Origin of the sequence: Mycobacterium arosiense ATCC BAA-1401 = DSM 45069 (assembly GCF_002086125.1) — a bacterium.
Lineage (GTDB): Bacteria > Actinomycetota > Actinomycetes > Mycobacteriales > Mycobacteriaceae > Mycobacterium > Mycobacterium arosiense.
Genome location: NZ_MVHG01000104.1, coordinates 1 through 17,005 on the forward strand (window position 1 = coordinate 1; position 17,005 = coordinate 17,005).

Annotated in this window: 15 protein-coding genes and 1 pseudogene; 13 read left to right on the plus strand and 3 right to left on the minus strand. The window is 61.1% G+C overall.

Going from position 1 to position 17,005, the window contains the following annotated elements; all coding sequences use genetic code 11:
* Positions 1 to 429: 429 nt before the first annotated feature.
* Together BST14_RS24830 and BST14_RS24835 are read right to left on the minus strand one after the other, a co-directional pair.
* Positions 430 to 1,599, minus strand: a complete 1,170-nt coding sequence (locus BST14_RS24830; RefSeq protein ID WP_083066980.1) for a spirocyclase AveC family protein — start codon at positions 1,597 to 1,599, stop codon at positions 430 to 432.
* Positions 1,600 to 1,942: 343 nt separating this feature from the next.
* Positions 1,943 to 2,593, minus strand: a complete 651-nt coding sequence (locus BST14_RS24835; RefSeq protein WP_142279579.1) for a TetR/AcrR family transcriptional regulator — start codon at positions 2,591 to 2,593, stop codon at positions 1,943 to 1,945.
* A 335-nt stretch (positions 2,594 to 2,928) separates the two neighbouring features.
* Here BST14_RS24835 and BST14_RS24840 point away from each other — a divergent pair, with 335 nt between their 5' ends.
* The 12 genes from BST14_RS24840 to BST14_RS24890 all read left to right on the plus strand — a co-directional run bounded on the left by BST14_RS24840 (position 2,929) and on the right by BST14_RS24890 (position 16,143).
* Positions 2,929 to 4,269, plus strand: coding sequence for an aromatic ring-hydroxylating oxygenase subunit alpha (locus tag BST14_RS24840; protein ID WP_142279580.1), 1,341 nt, complete (start codon positions 2,929 to 2,931; stop codon positions 4,267 to 4,269).
* Positions 4,266 to 5,930, plus strand: a complete 1,665-nt coding sequence (locus BST14_RS24845; protein ID WP_083066983.1) for a PEP-utilizing enzyme — start codon at positions 4,266 to 4,268, stop codon at positions 5,928 to 5,930. The genes BST14_RS24840 and BST14_RS24845 overlap by 4 nt, the downstream gene beginning before the upstream one ends.
* Positions 5,927 to 6,919 (plus strand): DUF7064 domain-containing protein, encoded by a 993-nt coding sequence (locus BST14_RS24850; RefSeq protein WP_083066984.1) that lies wholly within the window; start codon positions 5,927 to 5,929, stop codon positions 6,917 to 6,919. The genes BST14_RS24845 and BST14_RS24850 overlap by 4 nt, the downstream gene beginning before the upstream one ends.
* A 19-nt stretch (positions 6,920 to 6,938) precedes the next feature.
* A complete protein-coding gene (locus BST14_RS24855; RefSeq protein WP_245845697.1) occupies positions 6,939 to 7,250 on the plus strand; it encodes a 2Fe-2S iron-sulfur cluster-binding protein in 312 nt (103 codons plus the stop codon).
* A gap of 269 nt (positions 7,251 to 7,519) precedes the next feature.
* Positions 7,520 to 9,190 (plus strand): nitric oxide reductase activation protein NorD, encoded by a 1,671-nt coding sequence (locus BST14_RS24860; protein WP_142279582.1) that lies wholly within the window; start codon positions 7,520 to 7,522, stop codon positions 9,188 to 9,190.
* A gap of 14 nt (positions 9,191 to 9,204) precedes the next feature.
* Positions 9,205 to 9,993, plus strand: a complete 789-nt coding sequence (locus BST14_RS24865) for a CbbQ/NirQ/NorQ/GpvN family protein (RefSeq protein WP_083066986.1) — start codon at positions 9,205 to 9,207, stop codon at positions 9,991 to 9,993.
* Positions 9,994 to 10,412: 419 nt separating this feature from the next.
* Positions 10,413 to 11,309 (plus strand): spirocyclase AveC family protein, encoded by an 897-nt coding sequence (locus BST14_RS24870; RefSeq protein ID WP_158085923.1) that lies wholly within the window; start codon positions 10,413 to 10,415, stop codon positions 11,307 to 11,309.
* A 402-nt stretch (positions 11,310 to 11,711) separates the two neighbouring features.
* Positions 11,712 to 13,292, plus strand: coding sequence for a pyruvate, phosphate dikinase (locus tag BST14_RS24875; RefSeq protein WP_245845700.1), 1,581 nt, complete (start codon positions 11,712 to 11,714; stop codon positions 13,290 to 13,292).
* The gene (locus tag BST14_RS24880; RefSeq protein WP_083066989.1) at positions 13,289 to 13,891 is read left to right on the plus strand and encodes a winged helix DNA-binding protein; all 603 of its coding nucleotides are present in this window, start codon (positions 13,289 to 13,291) and stop codon (positions 13,889 to 13,891) included. The genes BST14_RS24875 and BST14_RS24880 overlap by 4 nt, the downstream gene beginning before the upstream one ends.
* A 547-nt stretch (positions 13,892 to 14,438) precedes the next feature.
* Complete coding sequence (locus BST14_RS29765; RefSeq protein WP_158085924.1) at positions 14,439 to 15,131, plus strand: hypothetical protein; 693 nt, start codon at positions 14,439 to 14,441, stop codon at positions 15,129 to 15,131.
* Positions 15,132 to 15,203: 72 nt separating this feature from the next.
* Complete coding sequence (locus BST14_RS24885) at positions 15,204 to 15,821, plus strand: cytochrome c oxidase subunit 3 (RefSeq protein WP_245845703.1); 618 nt, start codon at positions 15,204 to 15,206, stop codon at positions 15,819 to 15,821.
* Positions 15,822 to 15,948: 127 nt separating this feature from the next.
* Complete coding sequence (locus tag BST14_RS24890; protein ID WP_245845706.1) at positions 15,949 to 16,143, plus strand: cytochrome C oxidase subunit IV family protein; 195 nt, start codon at positions 15,949 to 15,951, stop codon at positions 16,141 to 16,143.
* Here the strand turns inward: BST14_RS24890 and BST14_RS24895 are convergent.
* Positions 16,135 to 16,350 (minus strand): annotated as a pseudogene (locus BST14_RS24895) (transposase); the annotation flags it as partial. The gene BST14_RS24890 and the pseudogene BST14_RS24895 sit on opposite strands and share 9 nt — an antisense overlap.
* Before the next feature lie 231 nt (positions 16,351 to 16,581).
* Here BST14_RS24895 and BST14_RS24900 point away from each other — a divergent pair.
* A partial coding sequence (locus BST14_RS24900) for a helix-turn-helix domain-containing protein (RefSeq protein WP_245845705.1) occupies positions 16,582 to 17,005 on the plus strand: 424 nt, incomplete at its 3' end.

Genomic DNA, 17,005 nt, shown 5'->3' on the forward strand with positions numbered 1-17,005 from the left:
AACACAACCACGACCACGATCAGCAGCGGCATCCACCCCCTCCTAAACGCACGCAACACCTTTGGCCTCCTCACCCTCGCCCTACCTCGTTGCCAGCCTTCTCGCGCGACCCGCGTCGGTAGCAGCGTGCCGCGGAGTCGATCAGCAGATACCCCCGACGGTCGATGGCGGAACTCGAATTCCGTATTGGCCGATGAGAGAAAATGCACACGATGGCATTCCCTTCCGCGTAGATAAGGCGAGAAGGACCGAACCGGGCGCCGCATTTAGGTCCTCGCCGACTTCGCAATGGACACAGACGGTTTCAGTATGTCCTCGGCACCCACGCAAGGGATGGATCGTCAATCAATAGACAATCCAACGTCTTTGGCGCCACGAAGAACTTCGCGTTCGCGCCAAAAGTGACCGCCCGGACAAGTCCGGCGCTTCTCACCTGGCCCCGGCCGTTGTCGCTGACTCCGCGCCGGGTTGCGGAACCCCGGGCGGCACTATCAACTTTCCGTTGGGATCAAAATGGACGATCGGGCCGCGATGGGGCAGCGGCAACGTGTCGCTTGAGCACGTCTGATCGGTGCCCGGCCCGCAAATGTAGTTAGTGAGATACGGGCGCTGCTGGATGTCGCGGGGCCACGCGCCATCGTATTGGGTGACGATCCAACATGGGATGAAGTAGGTGAGAAAGAACAAGCCGGTGAAGCCGGCGGCAAACGCCAAGTAGCGCACCACAGTTGCGTTACCGCGTCCGATCGTCAAGCGGCTTAGCCCACGCTCGACCAACGTCTCGCCCCTGTCATTCTTGAAGAACATCAGCGCGGCATAGCCGGAGCACCAGATACCGGCGAAGACGAATTCGTACAGTGGGAAGCGGTAGTAGTGGTCGGGCCACAGCGTGACGGAACGAATCCCGCTCACGTACGCGTACAAGCCGGAGCGAAGGAAACCGATCTCAAACACCGTGTCGACAAAGCCCCCAACTAACGTGCCGACCATCACGAGTCCGAAGCCGCCTAGGTTGGGGAACCGACGCTGCGTCCATCTCATAGAGATCAGCGCGATGATGGCGAGAACAGACGCGCCCAGCCCGTACAGCGGAGCAATCAACATCAGCGGGTAGGCCATCATGGCGCCTGGGTGGCCCACGCCGATGCCGTGAAAGCCGGGAATCTCGGCGATCCACGAGCCCCGGTTCGGACCGACGGAACTCCAGACATACATCTGTTGCATGAAGTTGCTGAACGGATCCCAGAACCAGCCGGACACGAAGCACCAGATGACCAGCATGCCTTCGGGCGTGTAGGTGCCGGTGCGTCGTCGCGGCCGGACGACCCAGAACCACGTGATGAGCACGGCCGTCACCCATGAAACAACCACCAGTGCCCAGTAGGCGATCTTCATCGCTTCGGGGACTTGTCCGGACGGAACAGTCTTAAAGTATGGGCCGATTACCCACTTGACCAAGACCCATATCTGGAAGATGTAGAGCGCTCCCCCGACGAAGGCCCAATTCTTTGCCGACGCTTTGATTTTGGGCGCAGTTAGGCCACGTAGCCGATCGTCGCGGTCGGGCAACGCGTTCGTGAGGGAAATCGTGTCTGACATCGGGTCTCCTTTGGTGATAAGGGCCGGACAGCGACCGACTATCGACTAGACGAGGCGTGCGTTCGGATGCAGGTCGGTACGCGCAAATTCATCCGCTCATGCTCTCGTCAGATGGTCAGGGTTGCCAGCGACGGGCTCCTCGTGACCGCTGGGTCCGTGATCGTCCTCGTCGACCATCGGCATACTGTACACCGCGGTTGGACTCAATGTCCAACGCTCTCGTCCAGTCGACGCGAAGGAACAGGTCTGACGACAGGTTGTTGCTAAGGGATTGGGCGGCGGTTGTTGGTCGACACCGAACCCCATTCGAGTTACCGGAAGCGGCGTTCGCGCGCTGGAAACCTCACGAGGCAGATTTCTTGCCCGCAGGCTTAGTGACACCGGAATACAGGGCCTGCCAGATAATTACGGCCAGCGACTCGGCGGCGACTGCGACATCGTCGGATTCCGCGCCGGGGTCCACCATCCTTGGCAGGCCCCACACCATCATCGACATGATCCAGGTCGCCGCCGCGTCGGCGCGGACGTCGGTTCGCACTTTGCCGCGCTTTTGGCCACTGGCGATATGCGCAGCCACTTCACGAGACGCAGTCTCAAAGGTCCCCTCGACGGTCGCGCGCAACTCCGCATCAGACGGACTGGCATCTAACAGAGCGCTGATCAGTAGCGCATGCCGGCGGTACGCCTCGAACGTGACGGCGATCCGCGCACCAAGTTCAGATCGCGATGTCGGGAACGCTGCCCACCAGCCATTTCCCGTCAAGACGTCGTCGGCGACTCGTCCCGCCAATCGGATCAACAAATCCACCTTGTGACGGAAGTGATAGTAAAAAGTCGACTTCGCGACGCCAGCCCGACTAAGCAGCTCGTCGAGGCCGATTTCGTGTATCGAACGTTCCCGCAGCAGGTCTTCCACGGCGGGAAGGAGTTTGGCCTCCAACTGTCGACGTGCCGCTTCGCGGCCCGACTGCGGCGCTGCCGCCTGAACGCTCATGAGCACCTCGCACCTTACGTTGGACCACTTGTCTGCATCCTAATACTCTGATTGACTGGTCACTGCGGTTGGACGCTGAGTCCAGCCAGATCACTAACGACGAAGGGAATGCACAGCCGACATCCGCACACCATTCGAGGAGCTTGCGCACGGCGCCCGTCAGCATCACCGTTCGGGCTACGCGATGTAGTCATGTCTCCGCGCCGGTTCGGCCTGTCGTGTTCCGCGATCCAAACTCGAAATCGCAACTGCGGCACAATGATACAAACTTGTATATTATTGAATGATGATGCACGATGGCGTCGAGTTCATGCGACTAGCCGAGGAGTCCTGAGGTGTTGAGCGACCAAGTTTTGACCGATGAGCGCACAGTGGGCATGCCGGAGTTCCCGCCGGCTGACCGCCTGATTGATGGCGACCGCTACCGCAGCCGGGAGTTTCTCGAACTCGAACGCGAACGGCTGTGGCCGCGGGTGTGGCAGGTCGCCTGCCGAGAAGAGGAGATTCCTACGGTCGGTGACTACGTGGAGTACACGATCTTAGAAGAATCGGTGCTGATCGTGCGTACGAGCGACAAGTCGATCAAGGGTTACTTCAACGCATGCCAGCACAGAGGCACCCAACTCAAGCAAGGCTGCGGGACAATGAAGAGTATCCAGTGCCCCTACCACTTTTGGACCTGGAACCTCGACGGCACGATCAAGTCGGTTACTGAAAGCTCCGACTTCTGCACTCAGCACGTCGACCCCGAAGCTTTGTCCCTCGCCGAAGTGCGAGTTGACAGCTGGGGCGGCTTCGTCTTCATCAACATGGATCCCGAGGCACGTCCGCTGCGGGATTTCCTGGGTTCCGCGGCCGATGTGTTGGATGAATATCGACTCGACGAACACCGGTTTTCCCGATATCGCACGACGATCATCGAAGCAAACTGGAAGGCGACCTTCGATGCGTTCAACGAGATTTACCACACCCAAGCTATCCATCCTCAAACCTTGCGCTTCACCGATTTTACGACGTGGCGGCACGAGCTTCATGGGCCGCACGGGGTGAACATTCCCAACCGCGGTGCCGCTATGCGGCCCGACCCACGCGTCGGCGAACTTGACCGCTCGGAGGTCCTAGCGGCGCTGATGGAGAGCATGGCTGATGTCGATCTGCTCACGGGCGCCGACGCCGACACCCTGACCGAGGCATTGCAAGAGGTTGTGACTATGCCCGAGGACGCGCCGCTCGGACCCTTCCTGGCCGGAGTGCGTCGCAAGCTGGCGGCCAAAGCCGGCCTGGACCTGTCACAATTCACGGACGATGAGGTCCTGATCGGTTCGATCTGGAGCCTGTTCCCGAATTTCAGCCTGGCGGTCAACGGCTCCAACGCGTTTATCTTTCGATTCCGCCCAAACGGGGAGGACCCGAATTCCTGCGTTACCGATGTTTGGAGCTTGGACTGGGCACCAAGCGAGGCGTCCGCCAGGGAGGTCAAACGCGAGTACTACCCGGACTGGCGCGAGCACGACTGGGACAAACTGATCACCCAGGACCTCGTGAACCTTCCGAACGTCCAAGCAGGTATTCGCTCTCGCGGATTCCGTCATGCCATTTGCGGATACAAAGAGACGACGGTCGCCAACTTCCATCGGGCACTCGATGACTTCCTCGGCATCTCGGGTCGCCCATGACCAGCGATCAGCCCGATCGGCAGGTGCCCGCAGTCGATGATTTTTTGAATACCCGAAGTAGGCCAACGACCTTCTGGACCACCGTCAACGCCGCCGAGGCATTGCCGGGAACGGTCACGCCGCTCACGTGGTCGCTATATCGCAGAGTGGCAGAACTGGGGACCCGCGGTGCCTTTTGCGACCTGGGCATCCTGCGCCCATCTGAGATCTGCTTCCCCGACATCCCCGACGAGAGGTTCATCGGGTTGTTCTACGGCCAGTGCGCTGTCAACGTTGATCGCTTCAGGTCGATTGCAGACCGCACCCCCGGCCAATCCGGTGACAGCTTTGAAAAGCAACTTTTCGGGAGCTCTCGCAAGCGGGTTGCGTCGAGGCCCGACCGCAGCCGCTACGGTGCGATCACGGTTAAGGCTCCCAAGGCGGCGATCACCACAGCCCGTCGGCTGCGCGTGCTGCACGCGGAGGCCGACGCGTGGTGGTCGAGGCACTGCGGGCTGGATGGGCTCAACGCGTCGTCGAATCCCGGGCAAGTCTTCGACGAGGCGAGGGACTTGTTCACGAGGATCATGCGCCCGCATGTCGGCGGGACCATGTTGGGGTCGGGCGTTGCTCTACGGCTCGCTGACCTGGCAGAATCCGCGGGTCATCCGCAGCTGGAGACCCGGCTGCTAGGTGGGCATGGCGACATGAGCGAGACGGGCGTCCTGCGTGATTTGTGGCAAGTGTCGCGCGGTCAGAAGGAGTTAGACGCGTTCCGCACGACCTATGGCTACCACGGGCCCAACGAGGGCGAGCTACTTTCCCGGTCGTGGCGTGAGGACGCTGCACCATTAACCAGCCTGCTGGCGACCTACCGGGACATGGGATCTGACCGCGACCCCGACGAGGTCGAGGCACGCGCTCGGCGACAGGCCGCCGAGGCCGAGGAGTTGCTGCTCGCCAGTCTCGGCCGCGCGCGGCGTCCCGCCGCAGTCCTGCTGTTGCGCGCGGCGCGCCACTTTGTGCCATTGCGCGAGCTCGGGCGCGCAGCTTTTTTGCGGGCGGTGGACGGGGCTCGCGCGGCGGCTCGGGCTGCAGGCACCGAGCTGGCTGCGCAGGGCCGCCTCCGCAGTGCAGATGACGCTTTTTTCTTGACCGCGGAGGAGCTCTTTCAAGATATGCCGGTCAACGCCGGCGAATTGGCGGTCGAGCGCCGGGAGAGCTACCAAAGGTGCCTTGGTGTTGAACTGCCCGAGGCCTGGCAGGGCAACCCGACCCCGATGCTGCGTGAGCAGGATATGTGCGCAGCGGTATCGGAGGTCGAGGGCCTCGCAGTGAGCCCGGGAATCGTTGAAGGCCGCGTGCGCGTCATCCTTTCCCCCGGCGAGAGTGACGACCTTGAGCCTGGCGAGATCGTTGTTTGTCCGTTTACCGATCCCGGTTGGGCTTCGTTATTCCTTGTCGCCGGCGCCTTGGTAATCGACGTCGGCGGAGTGCTATCCCACGGCGCAATTGTGGCTCGCGAGTTGGGCGTGCCATGCGTGATTAATACCCGTGTTGGCACGCGCATATTCAGCACTGGTGACCAGGTGCGGGTCGATGCGCTTGCGGGCAAGGTCACTCGATTGGCCGTCGCCGATCCCGTAACGCCCACCCGCGCCGGAAAGGACAGTACGACGTGACCTTTACACCTGCCGACGACTTGTTTCATCACCGTGATCCGGCGGCGCCCAATAGCGCCGACCCCCTGTGGAACGAGTCGATGTACTTCTCGTTCTGCGTGCCTGAGCGTGAGATCAACGGCTTCGTCTACTGCTTCCACCGGCCCAACATCGGCCTTTCCTGCGGCGGTCCTGCGATGTGGGATTCGAGCGGCAGTATGAGTTGGGACTGCATCTATTACGACTGGAACTGGCTGCAGGCTCTTCCCGCTGGCGCGGAGGCGACAACATTCGAGCTCGAGAGCTCGATGACGCTCCGGGCGGAGGAAGCGCTTATGCGGTACGCCATGTCCTACGACCGGAACGGCTTCGAATTGGACCTGCGGTGGACCGCGGCCATCGAACCCCATGGGATGTCGGTGGCCGATCAGATGCAGCAAACGGGCAATGGGCACTATGAGCAGCACGGCCGGATTACAGGCAGCGTGCGCATGGACGGATCGACCTTCGAGATCGATTGCTGGTCCCTGCACGACCGGTCATGGGGGCCGCGCCGCTTGGGCTTGATGCCGGGCGGCAACTACTCTTGGGCGGCCGCCGATGACGGATCGGCATGGCACGCCGTGGGCTTTCATCCCGAACTCGAGGGCTCCGAGGGCTACAGCGACCTGATCATTGGCGGCTACCTCTACCGAGACGAGACGGTCGCAGACCTGGTGAACGGGACTCGCAGCATCATCGACCGCGACTCGCTTGGGCGACCCACCGCGGTAGTGATAGATGCCAGTGATGCACTCGGGCGTGATTTGCATGCGGAGGGCCGGTTGGTCAACTGGCTGGACTTCAACGGCTACCCCGACCAATTATCGGTATTCGGTGGCACGCAGTGGCTCTACGACGGGCAGTTGGCACAGGGTGAAGACTGGACCTTCTACCCGCTGCCTGAGGCGCGGCGTGTAGCGCGGTCGCGCCTTGCGCAAAGGCGTCTGAAGACTGCGGCTGGATCCTAAGAAGCGAAGGGGGACGTGCGTGCCGATCGTGCGCGTTGAGCCGAGCGGCATCGAGTTGGACGCGAAAGAGGGCGAGACCGTCATGGCGGCCGCTCTCCGCCTTGGCTACCGGTGGCCGACGCTATGCGGAGGCGAGGCCGCCTGTGCGGTTTGCCGAATGGAGGTCGTATCCGGCGAGGTTCAGCTCGGGCCGAAGGACGACGATGAGCAGGAAACACTGGACGGCGCAACTGGGCGCCCGCGCGGGGAGCAGGTTCGTCTTGCCTGTCAGGCCCGCGTCTACGGAGACGTCGTGGTCACTAAGAAGGGTGTGAAGCCTGCCGCTAACTGAGATACAAACACGCGATTTGCGCGGGGACCGAATTGCACGCGGCAATCCAGGTCGCCGTGAGCGACGATATTCATCGCGGAATACCGAGTAAGACTGCAGACAGCATTATATTCGGTTCATATTATATGATATAGAAGCATTGCGCCCACAGCGGCGGCTAATAGTAAAAACCCGGTTCACGGGCCAGGGCCAAATACTACGGCCCGGAACGAACCGCTTCAGACCGGAAAGGGGTGGCGTTGCACGGCAACGGGATTGACGACGCCGGCTTGACGGCACGTTTCGGTCTGCTGGGGGCCGCCATCGCCGGGCGCCCGATGACCATCGCGTGCACCAGTGGGCCAGCCTGGACCGACGGGCGCACGATTTACGCTTGCCCCAACGCAGACACAGCCCGCCAAATTGTCGCGCAAGCCGCGCTGATCGCCGCCGGCAGCCTGAGGCCCGACGTCATCCGCGCACTCATCGGCCGCGCCCAGCTGTCGCGTCGCTACCTGTCGCTAGAGGGCCGCCGCGCTTTAGAGGCTCTGGGTGATCTGCGGCCCGCTTGGGCAAGTGACGGTGTGGATCTCGACGGCGCCGCTGCAGCCCTGGATTCGCCGTCGGCCGCGATGCGCGTCGCCCGATCGCGGGCCCGGGTGGCCGCGCCCCCCGATTGGTTCGGGGTTGTCAAGCCCGCCCGGCTGATCGGCCGCGCAAACGTTTCGCTGGCGGCCGCGACCCCGCAGCCCGTCGTGGACCTTCGTGCCGAGGACGAGGAGGCAGCGGACGAAGATTCGGAGCGGTCGTTGGCGTCGAAGATGTCTAATTTCCTCGGCGACAACCCGATCGCGCGGGCGCTCCGCAAACAACTTGGGATGACCGCGGCATCCAGCGATCCGAGTGCGGGTGGCGAGCCCGGCTCCTGGACTCGCACGCTCGGCCGGCTCACCCGTGGCGGCGTGACTGTGGCGATGCCCGGCGATGCCGACGAGGCCGCTCCGGCCCTCGATGGGCCGCGAGTCAACCTCTACCCCGAATGGGATGGGCACCGACGCTGCTACCGGCCCGCCTGGTGTCGTGTGATAGAGGACGTCGCCAGGCCGCAGGAACTTTCCTCAACGCAACGCTCGGCTCGCCACGATACCTTACGGCGGATGCTGGCGCCCCTGGGTTTAGGGCTGCGACGCCAGCGCCGCCAATTCGGCGGCCAAGACTTCGATATCGACTCCGTCATCGATGCGCGAGTGGCCATGGTCGTTGGTAATACACCACCGGAGGCCGTCTACGTCGACAATCTGCGTCGGCGCCGCGAGCTTGGGGTACTTGTTCTGCTCGACGCCTCGGGCTCGGCCAACGAGGTCGACCCGGCCGGCGACCAGTTGCATCGCCGCCAGCAAGACGCCGCCGCCGCGCTGATTGACACGCTGTCCATCCTGGGCGACCGGGTCAGCGGATATGCGTTCCGGTCGCGCGGCCGGGAGGTGATCTTCACCCGGATCAAGGGCTTCGACGAGCCTTTCGAAAGTCTGCAGCTGGCGCGGCTCGACGCGGTGCAGCCGGACGGTTTCACCCGCTTGGGTGCCGCGATCCGCCACGCTGCCACGCTGGTAGCCACCGATCGCGCCATGCTCCATCGGCTGTTGATCATCATCAGCGACGGCTTCGCGTATGACGCCGGCTATGAGGGTTCTTATGCCGAAGCCGATGCCTGCCGGGCGGTGGCCGAAGCCCGCGCCCGTGGAATCGGTTGTGTGTGCATCAATCTGGCGTCGAACACCGACAGCGGCACCCTTGATCGGGTCTTCGGGCCTGCCGCGCACGCCACCGCCGACGATATCGATGTGCTGGCCCCGGCGATGTCATACCTAATCGTGGAGGCCCTGAAAGTGACCGGGCGGCGACGTGCGGCGCGCGGTGGTAGCAGAATTATCCATGAGCACCCGGAGGTGGTTGCGTGACTAGTCCGTTCTATATGTCGGTCGGCGATGAGGAACATATCTTCGCCGCAGCCTTCGAGCGCCGACTGGCGATCATGCTCAAGGGGCCAACCGGGTGCGGCAAGACCCGATTCGTCGAAGCCATGGCACACCGCCTGGGTCGACCACTGTTCACCGTGGCCTGCCACGAGGATCTGACCGCCGCCGACCTAGTCGGGCGGCACCTGCTGCGCGGCGGGGAAACGGTGTGGATGGACGGACCGCTCACCAGTGCGGTCAAAGAGGGCGGCATCTGCTACCTCGATGAAGTCGTTGAGGCCCGCCAAGACACCACGGTGGTGCTGCATCCCCTCGGTGACCATCGGCGCACCCTGCATATCGACCGCCTCGGTGTCTCGCTGGACGCCACCGAGGGCTTTTGCCTGGTGGTCTCCTATAACCCTGGTTACCAAAGCGTCCTGAAGGATCTGAAAGACTCCACGCGCCAACGGATGGTCGCCATTGAGCTCGGGTTCCCGCCCCCCGATGTGGAACGCAAGGTAATCGCGGTGGAGACCGGGCTCGAGGCCGAGGCAGTCGACGTGCTGGTACAGGTTGGCCAGGCCATCCGCAGATTGGAGGCGTCCACGCTGCGCGAGGTCGCGTCGACGCGCGCGCTGGTGGCGGCGGGACACCTCATCGCCGCGGGCATCCCGATGCGCCGCGCGATCACCTCTGCGGTGACCCGCCCACTGACCGACGACCCGACGCTCGCCGTCGGTCTGGAGGAGCTGGTCAACACCTATGCCCCCGCGCAGCCGTTTAGCCAAAGTACTTCGATGTAGAGCCCATCTGCGGCGTATGTATCCCATGACCGCTGCTCGTTCGGCGTGGTCGCTGGCGACTGATCCAGGCGGATCCGCAAATTGGCACCTTGCGATCGAGATTGTTGCGGCTCATTATCTCATAATGTACAAGTTTGTATTAAATAGTTTCACCGGCCGCGGACGTGTCGGACATGGCGCGAGAGGCCAGCAAGGAGAGTGACGCGATGACGGCGGTGACCAGCCCAACTAGCCAGCGAACGCAAGAGGGTCCGCGTCCAACGAGTTCGTCGCCGGTGCTTCTGTGGGCGACTATGGGCGTTTTGTGCTTGGTAGTGGTCTTGACCGGGTGGGCGAGGTGGATCACATCGAATGACTTCGTACCCACTTCTCATGGGCCGGACCCGATTTCGACGCCTTACTTGGTGATATTGCGGATCGTGGAGGTCGCCAGCCTGCTCGGTGCCGCGGTGATCACGGTCATTTACCTGGTCCGCCCGGTCCTCAGGGAGCGCCGCCTAAATCTCGACGGCATGATGATTATTGCGCTGACCCTGGCATGGTTCTGGGATCCGACGGCCAACTACCTCAACTACAGCTTTGCCTACAACAACTACGCGTGGAACTACGGCTCGTGGGTGCGGTTCATCCCCGGTTGGGAATACCCCGGCGCGCCGGGTAATTTCGTTGAACCCGTGTGGGTGGCCGGCGCATGGATCTGGTGGTGCTTTGGGGGGGCTGTCCTCATGTGTGCGTTCCTGCGCAAGTTGCGTGCGCGGCGCCCGAATTGGAGCACGCTGCGCCTGTTCGTGGTGCTGGCTGGAATCGTGGTTGTCGCCGACCTCTTGCTGGAGAGCGTCTTCCTGCGCACGCAGGTGATGTGCTGGCCGGGTGCGCCCGCATCGGTGACGCTCTGGTCGGGGCACTTCTATCGATTCCCGCTGCCCGAATCACTGCTGGTCATCAGCCTGATGTTTGGGATCACCGCCGTACGGTACTTCAAAGACGATAGAGGCCGGTCGTTCGTGGAGAAGGGGGTCGACAACTTGCGGGTGCCCCGACACACAAAGGCACTCATCAGCCTGTGTGCGGTGATTGGCTTCCTGCATTTCTGGGTGATCGTCGGATACAACCTTCCGTTGCAGATCGTCTCGGTGAAGGCTGACACATTCCCACCTATGCCGTCCTATCTGCGATCCCTGGTGTGCGGCACCGGAACTGACTATGCGTGCCCCAGCGGCGCGGTCCCAGTCCCCGGGCGCGGGTCGCTGCATATCACGCCCACCGACCCGCGCCTGCCCGCGAGCGTCCGTGATCAGCAGGGCACCCGACCATAGAACCGCGACCTAGCGCGTTGTTCGGGTTACTGCTCGCCGCGACAGCTTCTTCTGTACCCCTTGTGAGCGGAAACCGATGCGCACCGATCGTCCCACCGCCGCGGCTCCTGACGCCGGATCGAGGCAGGCGTCAATCTTCGTCAACAAGAAAATCACCGTTTCATTACCCCAGCTCCAGTAGCGGTCGGCGTACTTGGTTGGTGATTGCCGGCGACGGGCGCGCTGCATTCTTGCCGATATTTCTCTGAGTTGCTATTTTACAACTTGAGATTATTTGAGTCGTGACGCCGGACGAGGAGGGTACTGATCAACACCAACTGGCCATACGCCAGCCGCGGCGATAATCGGGTGTCGTCCAGCTGTTCGTCGGAACAAGCTGGCACGGCTGCGCCGGCGAGCGTAGTGCTCGACGGATCCAGTCGGCTGCCGCGAGAGGTAATCGGCAATAAGGGCTACGCGATCAATGCCATGTGCCGGAATGGATTACCGGTGCCGCCGGCCTTCTGCATCACCACCGAGGTGTGCCGACGATACTTCGCTGACCCCGACCACGCGCTCACCGATATCTGGGACGAGGTACTGGGGCGGATGCAGTGGCTGGAGCGCCGCACATCACGAACCTTCGGCACGGGGCCATCTCCGCTATTGGTCAGCGTGCGTAGCGGCGGCGCAGTGTCGATGCCAGGCATGCTGGATACCGTGTTGAACCTAGGCATCGATGACGCTGTAGAAGCAGCGCTAAAAGACGTCGGAGGGCCGCAGTTTGCGCATGAAACCCGAGCGCGTTTCACGTCCATGTACCGGCGCATCGTGCTCAATGACATCGACGGTGGGGTACCCACGGATCCTTACGCGCAGTTGCGTGCAGCGATCGAGGCAGTGTTCGGGTCGTGGCACAGTGAGCGCGCCGTGACCTACCGTAAGCATCATCGACTCGGCGACATAGCGGGTACGGCAGTCATGGTACAGGCGATGGTATTCGGCAACCACGGGCCCGAGTCTGGTACCGGGGTTTTGTTCTCCCGAAATCCGATCACTGGCACAAACGAGCACTTCGGAGAATGGTTGCGTGGTGGCCAAGGCGAGGACCTGGTGGCAGGCACCGTCGACGGCGCATCCGTGATCGCACTTCGCGACGAGCAACCTGCCGTCTACCAACAACTCATCGACGCAGCCCGGACGCTGGAGCGACTGGACGGTGACGTGCAGGACATCGAGTTCACGGTCGAAGACGGCCGCTTGTGGTTGCTTCAAACACGGGTGGCCAAGCGGTCCGCGCAGGCGGCGGTCCGGCTGGCACTGCAGATGCGCAGTGAAGGCCTCATCGATGACGCCGAGACGCTGCGGCGTGTCACACCCGAGCAGATAGCGTCATTGCTACGACCGTCATTACAGCCGGAAACCCGGCTGGGCGCACCATTATTGGCCAACGGGTTGCCCGCCTGTCCTGGCGTAGCCTCCGGCAGAGCCTATGCGGACGTTAATGAAGCTCTCGACGCCGCCGCATCCGGCGAGGACGTCATCCTGGTGCGCAGTTACACCAGCCCCGATGACGTTCAAGCCATGTTGGCCGCCAGCGGAATAGTCACCGAGGTCGGCGGAGCCACCAGTCACGCCGCGGTTATCAGCCGGGAGATCGGCCGACCAACCGTGGTGGGTTGCGGCGCTGGGGCCACGGCAGCCCTAGCCGGCAGACTGGTCACCGTCGACGGCACCGAAGGCGAAGTGCGCGAAGGCATCCTGCGGCTGGAAACATGGTCACAAAAAAACTCCCCCGACCTGGCGATGCTAGCTGACATCGCATGTCGGGTCAGCCCATTGCGTGCTCACGCCACTGGCAATTACCCGGAACTGCAGGACAATTCCGCCGACGCTGTCAAAAGGGCCATCAGTGACGGCCACGCCGACGTCGTCTCCCCCACACCACTGCTGACCATGCTGACTGCATTACGGCTCAGCGACCCAAACGGTTCGTCATCATGACTGAATTGGAGGTCCTGCAGGCCCTTCGACTGAAGGGCCGAGCGAGTTTGCCAGACCTCGCCGCTACCCTCGGTCAGGATCCCAGCGATATTGAAGGCCTAGTCGATGCGCTGGCCGCGGACGGGCTGCTGGTGTCCGATAGCACGCTGCGGCTATCACCCGACGGACGCGCCCGGCTGAACCACCTGCTAGCTGAGGAGCGGACCCGTATCGAGGTCTCACAGCTTCGGACGATCTATGACGAGTTCCGCTCGGTGAACCAGGATTTCAAGTCCCTGATCGCTGACTGGCAGCTCAAAGACGGCGAACCCAACACACACACTGACAACGCCTACGATGCCAGGGTTCTCCGCCGCCTCGACGGCATCCACAGCCAGGTATGTGACATCGTCAACCAGGCAGGCGGGCACCTGCCCCGGCTAAACAGATACGCTCAAAAGTTGAATGCGGCGCTGAGAAATGTCGATGGCGGCGACACCTCGTGGCTGACACGCCCCATGATCGACTCCTATCACACCGTGTGGTTCGAACTGCACGAGGAGTTGATCCTGGCCGCCGGGCTGACTCGTGCGGACGAAGCCAGCCAAGGCCATGCTTGACGGAGGAGTGCCCGGCCGCCGCAATTGGGAAACGCTCATGTTGCCATGTTGATTGAGCAGCGTAGGGGTATTGCTTCGTAGCGCCACGCCGATCGTTGACGGGCAATGCTTTGACCGCCACCGCGCCGCCTGAGTTCTCGTGTGAGTGCGTGACAAAGTGCTTCGCAACCAATCCGGCCGTTCGGGAACCAAACGCCACCGTGAGCGGATCGGCCAACACTGCTTACGACGGGGGCTCCACCTGCGGGGGCGACCAGGCCGCGCAGGTGGATCGTCCCGGTTGACCGCGTGCGCGCTTATTCAAGAACCTCCCTTGCAGGTGTAATTTAAGATGATACTATATGAACGCCCGGATACTGCCCGCAGCGGCCGAATTCGACAAGCCTCGGCCACAGAGAGAAGAGCCTAGTTGTCATCTGCGCCAATCGATGGCTTCATACGCCATCGATCCTCAGGGGAGCCTATGCATTCGCAACTAACTGACTTTCGCCTCATGCGGTGGCTTACATGGTCGGGTCCAGCTTTCATTGTCATACTGTTCGCGTCATTGCTGCCTAGTCATCTCCTGCCGCCGCCTTCGCCCGCAACCAGCGCAGCGGATATCACCAAGCTATTTATCGCTAATTCCATTGCCATCCGCGCGGCCTGTATCGCTATGATGATCGCATTCTGTTTTTGGGCCACATTCGGAGCAGCGGTAAGCGTACAAATCAGGCGAATGGAGTCCGGCCTTCCGGTCATCACTTATGCTTCCATCGCCTTGGTTGGGGTCAACACAGTGATTTTAGAACTGATTGCTCTAACCTGGGGAGTAGCAGCATTTCGATCAGAATCACTCGATCCTGAAATCACTCGCACGATAAATGACTGGGTGTGGTTTGTATTCATATATACTACACCTCCCTTCGCGATATGGATTATTTTGATCGGCGTCGCGGTCTTCAAAGATCACAATCAACCACCGATCTATCCACGTTGGGTGGGGTACCTCAGCGTTTGGAATGGCCTCATCCTTATGCCGTCCACGTCCATGATTTTTTTCAAGACCGGGCCATTCGCCTGGAACGGAATCGCGTGTTTCTGGTTACCACTTATAGTGTTTACAGCCTGGTACCTGACAATGGCAGTAATGACTTTGAAAGCGATCAAGAATGACGAGCAGTCCGGTGCGCTCCGCTCCGAACCCGATCCAGGTATTCAGGGGTCCGGCGACTTCGTGTCACCCAGTCGCCGACGCTAACAGCATTAAAGAGGTCAGAGGATTGAGAGAAGGTCTCAGACTGAATATATACGTAAGCTTCCAGAGGCAACCGTGACCGACTTGTTGAAGAACGGATGGCTTGTTCAAGCCCCTGCGGATCCTCGCCGTGATAATCAGCACCTTCCGGGCGAAAAAGGAATTTGGATCCTGGTGCTTGGCGAGATGTCCGTTTTCGGAATCCTCTTTGGGGCCTATCTCTACGCTCGGAGCAACGAGCCGGCAGTATTCGACGCTTCGCAACACTTCCTTGTTGCTAATTATGCATTCGTCAATACCATCTTGCTAGTATGTAGTTCATTATTCGTTGTCAACGCGATCCGAGCACTTAGGCGTGGCTGCCTGGCGATCGCGTCTAAATTATTCGCCGCGGCGTTATTGTGTGGGTTCGTCTTCTCTATTTTGAAAATCCTTGAATATCACGATAAGGTAGATAACAATCTTGTCGTTACGACCAATAGTTTCTTTATGTGGTTCTTCACTCTAACGGGCTACCACTTTTATCATCTGATCGTCGGCATGGGGTTGTTAGGTTACTTGATATACAAGACGCGTACTTCTAAGGACTTCTCGACATCAGAATTAAGGTTCGCCGAGTCGTGTGCTGTCTACTGGCACATGGTTGATCTGCTATGGATCGTGTTATTCCCACTCCTATATCTGGTGAAGTAGGTTGCTTGTGCCTATCGCTGACCTAGAAGCGTCCGAACCAAACGAACCAACCTTGACCCATCTTTTGCGCAGCAGGATTACTTTGATTTGGGGGTTGCTGGCCCTCATTACCGGCGTATCCTGGTATGTGGGAACTGATCATGGAATACATTGGCGGTCAGTCGCGTCCATATTTGTTCTCTGTATTGCTTTCGTCAAGGTTCGACTTGTCGGGCTGTATTTCATGGAGATAAGGCGGGCTCCGATTGTCTTGCGCGCCCTTTTCGGAGGTTACTGTGCCTTTTTTTTGGCGCTGGTAGTCGGTATGTACGTCGTCGCATAGAGCCTCGCGGCATCCCCGGTTGCGCAGTTCGGTGAGCACCCCGTGCCAGAATTTGGCGCCTTCGGTCTGCTGGATCCAGATGCCCAGGACCTGCTTGATTCCCTCGACGTCGACGCCGATCACGACGTGGGCGGCCTTAGTGGCCACGACGCGGCCGTCGCGGATTTTGACGCGGATCGCCTCGATATACAGGATCGGATACACCGGGCAGTTCCTAGTGATCGTTGCGAATCCTGGACGGATGGGATTGCAATGCCTCGCTATGCGCCGAACAAGATGCCGCCGGGTGTCAAGCGCCGATATTTCGAATTGATCCGTACCGGAATGTCCGGCTCGGAGGCGGCCAAGGCGGTGGGCGTGTCGCTTAGCTGTGGGTCGTTGTGGTTCATCGACGCTGGCAGCGTGCGTTTCATCGACAGACCGATAAGTTCTCGCTACTTGACCCAAGACGACCGCATCGAGATCGCAGACGGACTCGCCGCTGGGGAGCCGGTGAAGGACATTGCCGAGCGAATCGGCAAGACCTTCCAGAGTGTGTATCGCGAGATCGCTAGAAATCAGAAACCGGACGGGACCTACCAGCCCTGGTATGCCCATGCCCAGTCCTATCAGCGCCGTCGCCGGCCGAAGACGCGCCGGTTGGCCACCGATGAGGGGCTTCGGACGGCTATGGCGAAGATGCTGGCGAAGAAGTGGTCTCCTGCCCAGATCAGCCGCTGGCTGCGGCGCCGATACCGTCGTCGGCCGACATGGCACCTGTGCACTGAGACGATCTATGAGGGTGCCTACCGGGGCCTGGTCGTCGATATCGACCCACAGGACCGCAACTCGGGCAAGAGCGCCAACATCCTGCGGACCGGCC

Excerpts from the sequence above, each read along its gene's own strand:
- BST14_RS24830 (WP_083066980.1), bottom strand. The coding sequence starts at position 1,599 with ATGTCAGACACGATTTCCCTCACGAACGCGTTGCCCGACCGCGACGAT.
- BST14_RS24835 (WP_142279579.1), bottom strand. The coding sequence starts at position 2,593 with ATGAGCGTTCAGGCGGCAGCGCCGCAGTCGGGCCGCGAAGCGGCACGT.
- BST14_RS24845 (WP_083066983.1), top strand. The coding sequence starts at position 4,266 with ATGACCAGCGATCAGCCCGATCGGCAGGTGCCCGCAGTCGATGATTTT.
- BST14_RS24865 (WP_083066986.1), top strand. The coding sequence starts at position 9,205 with ATGTCGGTCGGCGATGAGGAACATATCTTCGCCGCAGCCTTCGAGCGC.
- BST14_RS24880 (WP_083066989.1), top strand. The coding sequence starts at position 13,289 with ATGACTGAATTGGAGGTCCTGCAGGCCCTTCGACTGAAGGGCCGAGCG.